This window comes from uncultured Lactobacillus sp. (assembly GCF_944327175.1).
Lineage (GTDB): Bacteria > Bacillota > Bacilli > Lactobacillales > Lactobacillaceae > Lactobacillus.
In genome coordinates this window covers 96,996-109,059 of record NZ_CALVGT010000014.1, presented here as the reverse complement: position 1 = coordinate 109,059, position 12,064 = coordinate 96,996, and the positions used below count along the sequence as shown (strand labels likewise).

The 12,064-nt window shown below is 50.9% G+C and carries 12 protein-coding genes, 1 pseudogene and 1 other annotated feature; of the genes and pseudogenes, 1 reads left to right on the top strand and 12 read right to left on the bottom strand.

The features are described 5' to 3' along the window. The coding region (gene rpmA, locus Q0J41_RS02130) for a 50S ribosomal protein L27 (protein WP_296225539.1) at positions 1-220 on the bottom strand (220 nt) is incomplete at its 3' end. 18 nt (positions 221-238) lie between these two features. Next, positions 239-550 (bottom strand): 50S ribosomal protein L21, encoded by a 312-nt coding sequence (rplU, locus tag Q0J41_RS02125; protein WP_296225537.1) that lies wholly within the window; start codon positions 548-550, stop codon positions 239-241. A gap of 16 nt (positions 551-566) precedes the next feature. Then, positions 567-643, bottom strand: a sequence feature (ribosomal protein L21 leader region). A 145-nt stretch (positions 644-788) separates the two neighbouring features. Between rplU and Q0J41_RS02120 the strand changes: the two genes are divergently transcribed. After that, positions 789-1,145 carry an arsenate reductase family protein gene (locus Q0J41_RS02120; RefSeq protein WP_296225535.1) on the top strand — a complete coding sequence of 119 codons (357 nt, stop codon included), beginning with the start codon at positions 789-791 and terminating at the stop codon, positions 1,143-1,145. A 44-nt stretch (positions 1,146-1,189) separates the two neighbouring features. Here the strand turns inward: Q0J41_RS02120 and Q0J41_RS02115 are convergent. The 10 genes and pseudogenes from Q0J41_RS02115 to purN all read right to left on the bottom strand — a co-directional run bounded on the left by Q0J41_RS02115 (position 1,190) and on the right by purN (position 12,060). Continuing rightward, positions 1,190-2,316 (bottom strand): annotated as a pseudogene (locus tag Q0J41_RS02115) (PLP-dependent transferase). A 26-nt stretch (positions 2,317-2,342) separates the two neighbouring features. Continuing rightward, positions 2,343-3,494: a PLP-dependent aspartate aminotransferase family protein gene (locus tag Q0J41_RS02110; protein WP_296225533.1), complete on the bottom strand. Its 1,152-nt coding sequence runs from the start codon at positions 3,492-3,494 to the stop codon at positions 2,343-2,345. 158 nt (positions 3,495-3,652) lie between these two features. Further along, positions 3,653-4,369, bottom strand: coding sequence for an ABC transporter ATP-binding protein (locus Q0J41_RS02105; RefSeq protein ID WP_260268452.1), 717 nt, complete (start codon positions 4,367-4,369; stop codon positions 3,653-3,655). Next, the gene (locus tag Q0J41_RS02100; RefSeq protein ID WP_296225526.1) at positions 4,362-5,138 is read right to left on the bottom strand and encodes an ABC transporter ATP-binding protein; all 777 of its coding nucleotides are present in this window, start codon (positions 5,136-5,138) and stop codon (positions 4,362-4,364) included. Before Q0J41_RS02100 ends, Q0J41_RS02105 begins: the two co-directional genes overlap by 8 nt. Positions 5,139-5,153: 15 nt before the next feature. Further along, positions 5,154-6,128 (bottom strand): branched-chain amino acid ABC transporter permease, encoded by a 975-nt coding sequence (locus Q0J41_RS02095; protein ID WP_296225525.1) that lies wholly within the window; start codon positions 6,126-6,128, stop codon positions 5,154-5,156. Positions 6,129-6,142: 14 nt separating this feature from the next. Further along, positions 6,143-7,021 carry a branched-chain amino acid ABC transporter permease gene (locus Q0J41_RS02090; protein ID WP_260268455.1) on the bottom strand — a complete coding sequence of 293 codons (879 nt, stop codon included), beginning with the start codon at positions 7,019-7,021 and terminating at the stop codon, positions 6,143-6,145. Positions 7,022-7,082: 61 nt separating this feature from the next. Continuing rightward, positions 7,083-8,276: an ABC transporter substrate-binding protein gene (locus Q0J41_RS02085; protein WP_296225521.1), complete on the bottom strand. Its 1,194-nt coding sequence runs from the start codon at positions 8,274-8,276 to the stop codon at positions 7,083-7,085. Positions 8,277-8,655: 379 nt separating this feature from the next. After that, entirely contained in the window at positions 8,656-9,921 is a 1,266-nt protein-coding gene (gene purD / locus Q0J41_RS02080) for a phosphoribosylamine--glycine ligase (RefSeq protein WP_296225519.1), read from the bottom strand. 15 nt (positions 9,922-9,936) lie between these two features. Next, on the bottom strand, positions 9,937-11,478 hold the full coding sequence (purH, locus tag Q0J41_RS02075) for a bifunctional phosphoribosylaminoimidazolecarboxamide formyltransferase/IMP cyclohydrolase (RefSeq protein WP_296225516.1): 1,542 nt from the start codon (positions 11,476-11,478) through the stop codon (positions 9,937-9,939). Next, positions 11,479-12,060 (bottom strand): phosphoribosylglycinamide formyltransferase, encoded by a 582-nt coding sequence (gene purN / locus Q0J41_RS02070; RefSeq protein WP_296225514.1) that lies wholly within the window; start codon positions 12,058-12,060, stop codon positions 11,479-11,481. Between the last annotated feature and the right edge of the window lie 4 nt (positions 12,061-12,064).

Below are 12,064 nucleotides of genomic sequence, written 5' to 3'. Positions count from 1 at the left end.
CGCCGTTAACAAGTGCAAATAAAGTGTCGTCTCCACCTTGACCTACGTTCTTGCCTGGGTGAATCTTAGTACCACGTTGACGGTAAATAATAGTACCTGCGTGGATAGTTTGACCGTCACCAGCCTTAGCGCCTAAACGACGACCAGCTGAGTTACGACCGTTGGCAGTAGAACCGCCACCCTTGTGGTGGGCAAATAATTTCATACCTAAAATATTCATAATCATTTCACCTCTGAATTAAGCTTCAATCTTTTCAACTGTAACCTTAGTGTAAGGTTGACGGTGACCATACTTGCTGTGTGAGTGCTTCTTAGGCTTGTACTTGAAAGTTACAACCTTCTTTTCCTTACCTTGCTTTTCAACTTTAGCAGTAACCTTAGCACCTTTAACTAATGGAGTACCAACCTTAACGTCGTCACCATTAGCTACCAGGATAACTTGGTCAAAAACAACTTCTTCGCCAGCTTGTACATCAAGCTTTTCAACGAAGATACTTTCGCCTTCGGCAACCTTGTATTGCTTGCCACCGGTCTTAATAACTGCGTACATTAGTACACCTCCGTATAAAATTACTTAGACTCGCCATCAAAGGTGCTGCCCAAAGCAGGCTTGTCAACCTTATCTGCGCGGTTGCAGAATCGAGGTATCACTCAAATTGCAACTCTGTTAGTATAGCACGCTTTACCCGCCTGGCTCAAGTCTTTTGTCAGGCAAATTCCTGTTTTTGCCGGATTTTTTGCGTTAAACTCAAAAGAGATAATTTGAAGGAAGAAATCGAGGGAAAAATATGCCAAAATTCTATGGATACAAGCGCTGCTCCACTTCCCGCAAGGCCCAGAAGTGGTTTGACGACAAGGGTATCTGCTATGACTTCCAGGACCTGGTAGAGACTCCGCCGGAAAAAGACCAGCTCTTGTCCTGGCTGACCAAGTACCAGGACCGCGGCCTGCGCTACTTTTTCAATACCAGCGGCCAGCACTACCGGCAAATGGGCCTAAAAGACAAGTTGCCAGACATGACAATAGAAGAAGCCGCTGATCTCTTGTCTAAAGACGGCAAGCTGATCAAGCGCCCCTTGGTCGTTGACGACCAGCACTTAACCTGCGGCTTTAAAGAAGAGGTCTATGAGCAGACCTGGAAATAAGCAAAAACAAGTTCCAAAAACTGGAACTTGTTTTTTTATTTCTTTTATTCCCCTAAGGCTTGGGTCAGGTCGGCAATCAAGTCATCCGCGTTTTCCAGGCCAACTGAGAGCCGCAAAAGCCGCGGCGTAATCCCCAGCCGCAGGCGCTGGTCTTCATCAACGTCGTCATGGGTCTGGTAGTAAGGAATGGTCAAGAAGCTTTCCGCCCCGCCCTGGCTTTCCGCGAAAGTAATCAGCTTGACGCTCTTGAGTACCCGGTCGACTTCTTCGTCGCTGTCCAAATAAAAGGAGATCATCCCCGCCTTGCCTGGATAGAGGACTTTTCCACGTGCGGGGCCTGCTCCAGGAAGGAAACGATCTTTTTCGCGCTGGCCGTGTGCTGCTGCATTCTTAAAGGAAGAGTCGTCAAGCTTCTGGTCAAAAGCCAGCTGTCAAAAGCCGACATGGTATCGCCAACCGTGATCGTGTATTGGAAGTAAAAGTCAGCCAAGACCGGATCCTTGACCACCACGATCCCGCCTAAAATGTCGTTGTGCCCGCCCAGGTACTTGGTGGCTGAGTGAATAACCACGTCTGCCCCTTGGGTCAGCGGCTTTTGGTAATATGGCGTGTAAAAAGTATTGTCAACGGCGACCAGGATGTCCGGGTTGTAGTCATGAACGGCATCGGCCACGGCCTGGATGTCCACGCTCTTCATCATTGGGTTGGACGGGGTTTCCAGCCAGACCAGCTTGGTCTTTGGACTCAAAAGTTCCCGCAAATTTTCCAAAGCTTCCCCGTTCCAGAGCTTGAACTTGATCTGGAAGTGGTCTTCCAGGTGGCGGAAGTAGCGGAAGTCGCCACCGTAAAGGTCGTCTAAGCTGACAACCTCATCCCCGGTCTTCAATACGCTCAAGACCAGCTGGACAGCGGCCATCCCGCTGGCCACAGCAAAGCCTTGATAGCCTTCTTCCAGTTTGGCCAGGGTCCCTTCCACAGTTTTCCGGTTGGGGGTTTCCACCCGGGAATAAGTAAAGCCCTGCAAGCGGTCAAAGTTGACCGCCTGGTCCAAGTCTGGGTGCCGGTAACAGGCCGACAAGTAAAGGGGCTGGGCAACCGGATTAGCACCGTCTTTGATACTGCCAGCTTCCGCTACGATGGTCTCAAAAGACCGGTTATCTTTTTCTGTCATCTTTTTTCTCCATTTCCTCAAATCCGTTATCTTTTAGCCTTGGCCAGGGCCTGGTCAATGTCGGCGATCAGGTCCGCCGCATCCTCAATACCCACGGCAAAGCGGATAAGGCCCGGCTTGATGCCGGCGGTCAGCTGCTCCTCTTCTGACAATTCAGCATGGCTCATCTTGCTTGGCAGTTCGACCAGGCTTTCAACCGCCCCTAAGCTTACTGCCAGGCTGAACAGATTCAGACTGTTGACGAAAACTACCGGGTCATAAATTTCCTTGTCCAGTTCACAGGAGAAGACCCCGCCCGCTCCCTTGGCTTCTTTGCGCAGGTCATCATAGCCGGCTAGGTCCGGGTCACCTGGATAGTAGATCTTGGCGATTCCGGCCTGCTTTTTCAAAAATTCAATAATCGCCTGGACATTTTCCATCTGCCGGTCTAAGCGCAAAGACAGGGTCTTGATCCCCCGGGCAAGGTCATTGGAATCTTCCGGCGACAAAATCCCCCCAATGGCATTTTGCACGAAATAGACCCGGTCAGCCAGCTCTTCTCCCTTGGCAATGACGGCCCCGGCACTGACATCAGAGTGGCCGGCCAGGTACTTGGTCGCGCTGTGAACGACCAGGTCTGCCCCATATTCAAGCGGCCGCAAAAGATAAGGGCTAAGGAAGGTGTTGTCGGTAATGGCCAGAATACCGTGCCTATGGGCTAATTGGGCAATCTCGGAAACTGGGGTCACCTGCAAAAGCGGGTTAGTCACCGGCTCAAAGTAGACTGCCTTGGTATTCGGCTGGATGGCTTTTTCTACTGCCGCCAAATCCCGGGTGTCAACTGCCGTGAATTCCAAGCCCCGGTCTTTGAAGTACTGGTAGACGATCCGGAAGGTGCCCCCATAGATCTGGTCACCGATCACGATATGGTCCCCTGCTTCAAAAATTGCCAAAGCCGCGTGAATTGCCGCCATCCCGCTGGCAAAAACAAAAGCCCGGTCGCCGCCCTCCAGGCTGGCCAGCTGTTCTTCAACGGCATTTCTGGTCGGGTTGCCTGACCGGGAGTAGTCATACTTTACTTGCGCCCCGATTTTTGGGTAGGCAAAAGTGGTCGCCTTGTATACTGGCACGGCAACAGCCCCTGTTTGATTGTCATTTTGCCGGGGCTGGTGGACCAGCCTGGTGTTGAATCCCGCCATCTTTTTCCTCCTATTTATATTAAATCTCATTTCATTATTAACTGTTTTTCTTAATCTAAAACTAATTATACCCGAAGGATCAGCCTTTTCCTAGCAGATAAGAAATAAAGAAAAAATAACCTTCGAAAGCAGTTTCCCGCTTTCGAAGGTTATTCTTTTTAACCACCAAGGTAGGCCTTTTGCACGGCTGGATCGTTGAGCAGGGCCTGCCCGCTGCCGGTCATCTTGACTTCGCCTGAGGCCAAAACGTAGCCCCGGTTGGCAATGCTGAGGGCCTGCCGGGCGTTTTGTTCAATCAAGAGGACAGTCATGCCTTCCTTGTTGATGCTTTTAATAATGTCAAAAATTTCCTGGATATAGATTGGCGCCAAACCCATAGATGGTTCATCCAGCAAGAGCAGCTTCGGCCGCGCCATCAAGGCCCGGGCCATGGCCAGCATCTGCTGTTCCCCGCCGGAAAGAGTTGCGGCGTCTTGCTTTTGCCGTTCCTTCAAGATCGGGAAGCGCTTGAACATGGCTTCCATGTCCTTTTCCACCCCGTCCTTGTCCTTTCGGAGGTAAGCACCCAGCTGCAGGTTTTCCTTAACCGTCATCCCGGCAAAAATCCGCCGGCCTTCTGGTACCTGGGAAACCCCGGCAGCCACAATCTTAGGCGCGGTCAGCTTAGCCAGGGACTGGCCCAGAAAGACGATTTCGCCATTAGCCGGCTTCAAAAGACCGGAGATAGTCTTCAAAATGGTCGACTTGCCGGCCCCGTTGGCCCCGATCAAGGTGACGATTTCGCCCTCCTTAATGTCAAAGCTGACATCGCGGACCGCCTTGATTGCCCCGTAATTGACTGAGAGCTGGTCGACTTTCAAAATTTCTTTAGACATCTGCTCCACCTCCGAGGTAAGCGTTGATAACGGCTTCGTCATTTTGGATTTCACTTGGCGTCCCCTTAGCCAGCAGCTTGCCTTCGGCTAACACATAGATTCTTTCCGCCAGGTTCATGACCAGGGACATGTCGTGTTCAATCAAGAGAACAGCAATCCCGTATTCAGTCTGCAGGCGCTTGATCAATCTGGTCAAGTCAGCCGTTTCTTCCGGATTCATCCCCGCGGCTGGTTCATCCAGGCAGATGATCTTGGGGTCAGTAGCCAGGGCCCGGACGATTTCCACCCGCCGCTGGGTCCCGTATGGAAGGCTGCCGGCCGGGAAGTACATGACATCTTCCAGGTCAAAGTCCTTCAAAAGTTCCTTGGCCCGCTCTTCCATGGCTTCTTCCGTCTTATAGTAAGCAGGAAGGCGGAGAACTGCCGTCAAGAAGTTTTCCTTATAATGGTTGGTCAAGGCGATCAAGACATTTTCCAAAACGGACAACTGGCTGAAGAGGCGGATGTTCTGGAAAGTTCTGGAAATCCCCATCTGGGCCACCTTGTAGGCCTTGGTGTTCTTCTTGACTTCCTGGCCACCAATCTTGACCGTCCCGGTTGTGGCTGGTGCCACCCCGGTCAGGCAGTTGAAGAAGGTGGTCTTCCCGGCCCCGTTTGGTCCGATCAGGGCAACCAGTTCTTTTTCGCCTACGTGCAGAGAAACATCGTCGACCGCGGTCAAACCGCCAAAGACTTTGGTGATGTGGTCCGCGTTTAAAGCATCTGTCATTTCAGTTCCTCCTCACTACTTGCTTTCTTTTCCAGCTTCTTTCATGTCGCCGTCTTGCTTTTTCGTCAACAGGCGCTTGAAAGAGAATTCCCATTTACCAAACAGACCGCCTGGCTTGAAGATCATGATGATAATCAAGGCAACTGCGTAGAAGACCATCCGCAAAACTCCTAGGCTTTGCAGGGCCGCGTCCAAAACGCCCAAGAGGGTGGTGGCCACGAAGGTCCCGGTAATGCTGCCCAGACCGCCAAGAACCACGAAGATCAAGATATTGATTGATTCCATGATCCCGAAGCTGGATGGCACGATCGTCTGTAGGTAAGAAGCGTACAGGGAACCGGCGATAGCTGCCGTTGCCGCCCCTAAAACAAAGGCTGACAACTTCCACTTGGTCGTGTTAACCCCCATGGCTTCAGCCGCGATTTCGTTTTCCCGGATGGAAATAACCGCCCGGCCGTCCCGGCTGTGAATGAAGTTGACAGTTACGATCGTGGTCAAACAAACAAAGATGTAAACCACATCCCAGGTCGCGAACTGGGGAATGTTGAACAAACCAGCTGCCCCGTTGGTGATCTTCATATTGTTGATCACGATTCTGATGATTTCCGCTGCCCCCATCGTCGCGATGGCGAAGTAGTCGCCGTGCAGGCGCAGAGTCGGAATACCAACCAGCAAGGCAACGATAATTGCCAGAACTACCCCGACCAGAACTGACAGGTAAAAGCCACCTGCTGAGTTCATTGTCTGGGTCATGATCCCGGTGGCGTAAGCCCCCAGGGCCATGAAGCCTGCGTGGCCCAATGAGAATTGACCAGAAAAGCCGATGACCAGGTTCAGCCCGACCGCCAGAATGATGTTGATCCCAATCGTTACCAGCATGTTTTCCAAGAAGGTATTGATCACGCCGGTCAGCATCAAGGTGTTGATCAAGTAAAATCCTGCCACCATGAGGAGCAGCCAGCAAAGATTGTATTTCCAGTTTTTCTTCATCTGACTTCTTCCTCCTAAACCTTTTCAACTTGCTTCTTACCAAACAGACCGCCCGGCAGAACAAGCAGGATAACAATCAAAACGATATAGACAGCCGCGTCTCTGAAGGCTGAGAAGCCCATGGCCTGGACAGCCGTTTCCAGAAGACCAATCAAGAAGCCGCCGACAGCCGCGCCTGGGATGGACCCGATCCCGCCGAGTACGGCGGCAACGAAGGCCTTGATCCCTGGCGTCATCCCCATCAACGGGTCGATTGAGTTGTAGTACAAGCCGATCAGAACGCCGGCCGCCCCAGCCAAGGCACTGCCCAGGGCAAAAGTAATTGAAACCGTGTGGTTGATGTTGATCCCCATCAAGCTGGCTGCGTCGTAGTCAGTTGAAACTGACCGCATGGCCCGCCCGGTCTTGGTGTAGTTGATGATGTACATCAAGCCCAGCATCAAGATCAAGGTCGTAACCAGGATGATCAGCTGGATGTTGGAAATCGTCACCCCGCCCAGGTCAAAAGTCTTCCGCTTAATGACCTGAGGGAAGTTCCGGGTGTCTGAAGTTACCAGGTAGGACATCCCGTTTTCAAGGAAGAATGAAACACCAATGGCCGTAATCAAGGCCGCCACCCGGGGCGCGTTTCTCAAGGGCCGGTAGGCAACTGCTTCAATAATCACACCGGCCAAGCCACAGACAATCATAGCCGTGATCAAGGCGGTGATAAAGCCAAAGTGCAGGTAGTTGATCGTGTAGTAACCCCAGTAAGCACCTAGCATGTAGACGTCCCCGTGGGCGAAGTTAAGCAGCTTTGAGATCCCGTAAACGATCATGTATCCCAAAGCCAGCAAAGCATAAATGCTGCCGAGGGAGAGCCCATTTATCAATTGCTGGAAAAATGTTTGCAAGTTTAAAACCTCCTTGACTTGCCTGTGGCATTACCGGCTAAAATATTAAATCAAAAATTAATTACTTAACCGTGTAAGCCTTTGATACTTTACCGTCAGTCATTTGTTCAACAACGACTGACTTTTGCGGGTTGTGCTTGGAGTCCATGGTGATGTTCCCAGTTACGCCCTTGAAGTTCTTCAGGTTTGCCAGGCCCTTTTGGATAGCACTTGAAGATACTTCGCCTTCATTCTTGGCTGCGTCGACAATCATGTAAACTGAGTCGTATGCCAGGGAGCTGAAGGTTGCTGGTTCTTCACCGTACTTAGCCTTGTAAGCCTTCAAGAACTTGACAACTTCTGGTTCCTTGGACTTGGTTGAGAAGTGGGTAGTGTAGTAAACGTTGGTTGCGTTCTTATTGCCAGCGATTTGAGCAAGCTTTGGTGAGCCCATCCCGTCACCACCAACAACTGGAACGTTTAAGCCCATTTCGCGGGCCTGCTTGAGGACCAGACCAATTTCAGTGTAGTAACCTGGCAGGTAGATTGCTTCTGGCTTCTTGCCCTTGATGGTAGTCAGAGTTGAGTTGAAGTCCTTGTCACCTGACTGGAAGTATTGGGTAGTAACGACCTTGCCGCCAAGCTTGGTAAATTCTTTAGTGAAGGACTTAGTCAGACCAGTACCGTAGTCAGTTGAGTTGTCAGCCATGATAGCCACACTCTTCTTCTTTAAAGTGTTGTACATGAAGTCCGCAGCCTTCTTACCCTGGAACGGGTCGATAAAGCAAGCACGGAAAGCGTACTTTTGGGTCTGGCCACTCTTGGTTTGGGTGAATTCAGCAGCGGTTGCTGATGGACCAACCATTGGCACGCCGGCCTTGGTCAGGTTGGCAATTGAAGCAGTTGCGTAAGCCGTAGCTGCTGGCCCAACTTGAGCAACGATCTTGTCGCTGTTAGCAAGCTGAGCTGCTACAGAAGCAGCAGTTGAAGTGGATGACTTGTTGTCACTGATATACAGCTTAACCTTATAAGTCTTGCCGCCGATCTTAACACCCTTCTTGTTGATTTCTTGAGCTGCTAAAGCAACCCCCTTCTTTTCTTGTTGGCCGTAGCTGGCAACTGCACCAGAAAGTTCCAGGTTGACCCCGATTCTGATCGTGTTGTCGCTGGCCTTATTACCAGAGTTTGAGCTGGTCTTGGCAGTTGCACAGCCAGTCAGGGCTGCAGCGGACATCATGGTTGCGGCTGCTAAGCCGAAAGCTTTCTTGAATTGCATAATGAATTTCCCCATTTCAATCAAATATATTAGATTCCAAATTCTTTCTTAACACTTAAACCTAAATTAAAAAAGTCTTCACTCATCCTGTGAGTGAAGACTCTTAATCCGGATCATTGAGCTCACTCACAAATGCAGACGAAGAAGAGCTCACACAAAGCTCTACATAATTTGCAAGAGAGTAATGACGGAAGATGAGAACAGTATGGCATTATTCATTTGTTGACACATTTGGCATTTCATAATTCTCAGCTCCTTTTAATTTTAAGTTGCTTTTATTTTATTTGACTTTCTCCTTAAAGTCAAGCTTGTTTATCATTTTTATTTAATTTTTCTTTGGGCAAAATAAAAAGGAGCTAATGGCTCCTTTTTTCTAGCTTTAAAACTTCTTGCCGGTTGCCCGGTAGCCGATATCGCGCCGGTAGAAAGTCTGCGGGATATTCAGCTTGGCCAGGTAGGCATAAACGTGCTCTTGCGCTTCGTTTAAGTCAGCAGCTTCAGCCCGGACCATTAAGATCCGGCCGCCGCTGCCGGTCAAATTATCAGCCGGGCCGGTTACGTTGGCATAGTCAACGAAAATACCGGCTTCAGCTGGCAATTGGCCCAGTTCTTGCCCCTTGAGCGGCTTCTTCGGATAGCCTTCAGCGGCCAAAATGACGCCGAGGACTGCCTCATCCTTTTCTTCAACGGCTGGCATTTCCTCATCATTTACGCAGGCATCAACCAGTTCCGCAAAGTCGCTCTTCAAGCGCGGCAAAACAACTTCTGTTTCTGGATCGCCCAGGCGGACATTGTATTCGATCATTTTCGGCCCCTGCTTAGTCATCATGAGGCCCAGGTACAAAACGCCGTGGTAGTCATAGCCGCCAGCGAGAAGCCCCTTGGCCGTTGGCTCAACCAACTGGTCAACGATTTCCTGGTATTCAGCCTGGCTCAATTGCGGAACCGGGCTGTATGACCCCATCCCGCCGGTGTTCGGTCCCTTGTCGCCGTCATAGGCCCGCTTGTGGTCCTGAGCCAGAGGCAGGAGGCGGTAATTGCCCCCCTGCATAACGGCAAAGACGGAGTATTCCGGGCCAGTCAGGAATTCTTCAAGAACTACCTGCTTTTGCCCCTTAGCAAACATTTCCGTCAAAGTACTTTCCGCCGTTTCCTGGTCTTCAGCGATGACCACGCCTTTCCCGCCGGCCAGGCCGTCTTCTTTCAAAACGACTGGCAGGCCAAAGTCTGGCAAGGCACTAATGGCAGTTTCTGCATTCTGGAAGGTTTCATAACGCGGGTGCGGCACCTGGTACTTTTCCATAAACTGCAGAGCATAGTCTTTTGACCCTTCCAATTGGGCTGCCCTGGCATTTGGCCCGAAGATCTTCAGGTCAAAAGCGTGGAAGTAGTCAACAATCCCGGCTACCAAGGCATCTTCGGGACCCACAAAGGTCCATGCAATGTCTTCCTTAATAGCAAAGTCCTTCAAGGCCTTGAAGTCGTTTTCTGGAATGCCGGTAGCTTTGACGCCAATCGCGGCCATCCCACTATTGCCCGGAGCACAGAAGACTTCAGCAACATGCGGGCTCTTCTTCAAAGCGCGGGCAACGGCGAATTCCCGGCCGCCAGACCCGACTACCAAAATTTTCAGCTTGTCTTTCATTTTTTATCAGCCCTTTTAGTGTCTAAAGTGACGAACGCCGGTGAAGACCATGGCAATGCCGTACTTGTTAGCCATGTCGATGGATTCCTGGTCACGGACTGACCCGCCTGGTTGCACGATGGCCTTGATGCCGTGCTTGCCGGCATATTCAACGCAGTCGCTGAATGGGAAGAAGGCATCGCTGGCAATGACTGCCCGGTCGTCCAAGGCTTCTGCCGCGTGGTCGATGGCAATCTTTTCAGAGTCGATCCGGTTTGGCTGGCCGGCACCAACGCCCAAAGTCCGTTCATTGTTGGCCACGACGATGGCGTTAGACTTGGTGTGCTTGACCGCCTTCCAGGCAAAGAGGAGAGTTTCCAGCTGCTCTTGGGTTGGCTTGGCTTTAGTTACGCATTCCCAGTCAGCAAAGTTTTCGTCCAGAACGTCCTGGTCTTGGACCAGCAAACCACCCATGACGGAGACAGTTTCCTTGCGGGTTGCTTCGTCCTTCTTGCTGAAATCCAGCTTGAGGATCCGCAGGTTCTTCTTCTTGGTCTTCAAAGCGGCCAAAGCATCCTCATCATAGTCTGGAGCGATAATAATTTCCAGGAAGATCTTGTGCATCTTTTCAGCAGTTGCCAGGTCAACCTTCCGGTTCAAAGCAATTACCCCGCCAAAAATTGATACTGAGTCAGCCGCGTATGCCCGGTCCCAGGCTTCTTCCAAAGTGTCCCCTTGACCGATCCCGCATGGGTTCATGTGCTTCATGGCCACGACAGTTGGCTTGCTGAATTCGCGGACGCATCTCAAGGCTTCGTCAGCATCCTTGATATTGTTATAGGACAGCTGCTTGCCGTTTAATTGTTCAGCCTGCAGAACGGAGAAGGCCTTTGGCAGGGCATCTTCGTAAAGCCAGGCCTTTTGGTGACTGTTTTCCCCATAGCGCATTGCTTCCTTTAAGTCGTAAGTTAAAGTCAGCTTTTCCGGAGCAGTTTCGCCGGCCTTTTCAGTCAGGTATTGGGAGATCAGGGCATCGTATGAAGCAGTCAGACGGAAGGCCTTGGCCGCCAACTTAGCCCGGGTTTCCAGGCTGGTAGAGCCATCTTCTTCAATTTCAGCTAAAACCTGGTCGTAGTCGGCTTGGTCAACCACGATAGTCACGTCGCGGTAGTTCTTGGAAGCTGACCGCACCATGCTTGGGCCGCCGATATCAATGTTTTCGATGGCTTCAGCCAGGGTCACGTCAGTTTTTTCAATAGTCTGCTTAAATGGGTAGAGGTTAACGCAAACCAGGTCAATTGGCGTAATCTTGTGTTCCTTCAAGGTTGCCACGTGTTCCGGCAATTCCCGTCGGGCCAGGAGGCCGCCGTGGATGTAGGGATTCAAGGTCTTAACCCGGCCGTCAAGAATTTCTGGTAAGCCAGTTACATCTTCAACTGAAATAGTTGGGATGCCGGCTTCGTCCAAAACCCGCTTGGTACCCCCAGTTGACACGATTTCGTAATCATTGGCTACCAGGCCCTTGACGAAAGGAACCAAGTTAGTCTTGTCTGAAACACTTACAAGTGCACGCTTCATTTATTTGTTCTCCTCTTCAAATTTCAGCAAAGCTTTTCTCAAGGCTTCTGGATACAGGTGGTGTTCACATTCGTGAATTCTTGCTTCCAGAGTATCAACCGTGTCGTCGTCGTAGATCGGCACGTGCTTTTGGGCAATGGCCGGACCAGAGTCCAGGCCAGAGTCGATATAGTGAACCGTTACCCCGGTTTCAGCTGGGTGGTCGGCAAAGGCCCGCTCAATTGAGTGCAGGCCTGGGTAAGCCGGCAAATAAGCCGGGTGAAGGTTGACGATTCTACCTTCATATTCATTCAAAACCGTTGGCCCGATTACCCGCATGTAGCCAGCCAGGGCAATAAAGTCAATTTGGTAGTCCTTTAAGACTTGAAGGATTTTTTCTTCGTACTTTTGCTTGCCACCGCAGGATTTGACCGTAAAGGTCACTACCGGGGTGTGGAATTTTTCCGCCCGCTTAATCACCGGAGCGTCCGGATGGTCACAAAAGAGCAGGGCAAGTTCGCCGGGCAGGTCACCCTTTTGAAAATATTCGGCCAGAACTTCATAATTAGTTCCGTTGCCGGATGCAAAAATTGCTACTTTCATTATT

Bases quoted from the DNA above. Each gene is read 5' to 3' on its own strand.
- purD (WP_296225519.1), bottom strand. From the start codon at position 9,921: ATGAAAGACAAGCTGAAAATTTTGGTAGTCGGGTCTGGCGGCCGGGAA.
- rplU (WP_296225537.1), bottom strand. From the start codon at position 550: ATGTACGCAGTTATTAAGACCGGTGGCAAGCAATACAAGGTTGCCGAA.
- Q0J41_RS02100 (WP_296225526.1), bottom strand. From the start codon at position 5,138: ATGACAGATGCTTTAAACGCGGACCACATCACCAAAGTCTTTGGCGGT.
- Q0J41_RS02110 (WP_296225533.1), bottom strand. From the start codon at position 3,494: ATGGCGGGATTCAACACCAGGCTGGTCCACCAGCCCCGGCAAAATGAC.
- purN (WP_296225514.1), bottom strand. From the start codon at position 12,060: ATGAAAGTAGCAATTTTTGCATCCGGCAACGGAACTAATTATGAAGTT.
- Q0J41_RS02105 (WP_260268452.1), bottom strand. From the start codon at position 4,369: ATGTCTAAAGAAATTTTGAAAGTCGACCAGCTCTCAGTCAATTACGGG.
- purH (WP_296225516.1), bottom strand. From the start codon at position 11,478: ATGAAGCGTGCACTTGTAAGTGTTTCAGACAAGACTAACTTGGTTCCT.
- Q0J41_RS02095 (WP_296225525.1), bottom strand. From the start codon at position 6,128: ATGAAGAAAAACTGGAAATACAATCTTTGCTGGCTGCTCCTCATGGTG.
- Q0J41_RS02085 (WP_296225521.1), bottom strand. From the start codon at position 8,276: ATGCAATTCAAGAAAGCTTTCGGCTTAGCAGCCGCAACCATGATGTCC.
- Q0J41_RS02120 (WP_296225535.1), top strand. From the start codon at position 789: ATGCCAAAATTCTATGGATACAAGCGCTGCTCCACTTCCCGCAAGGCC.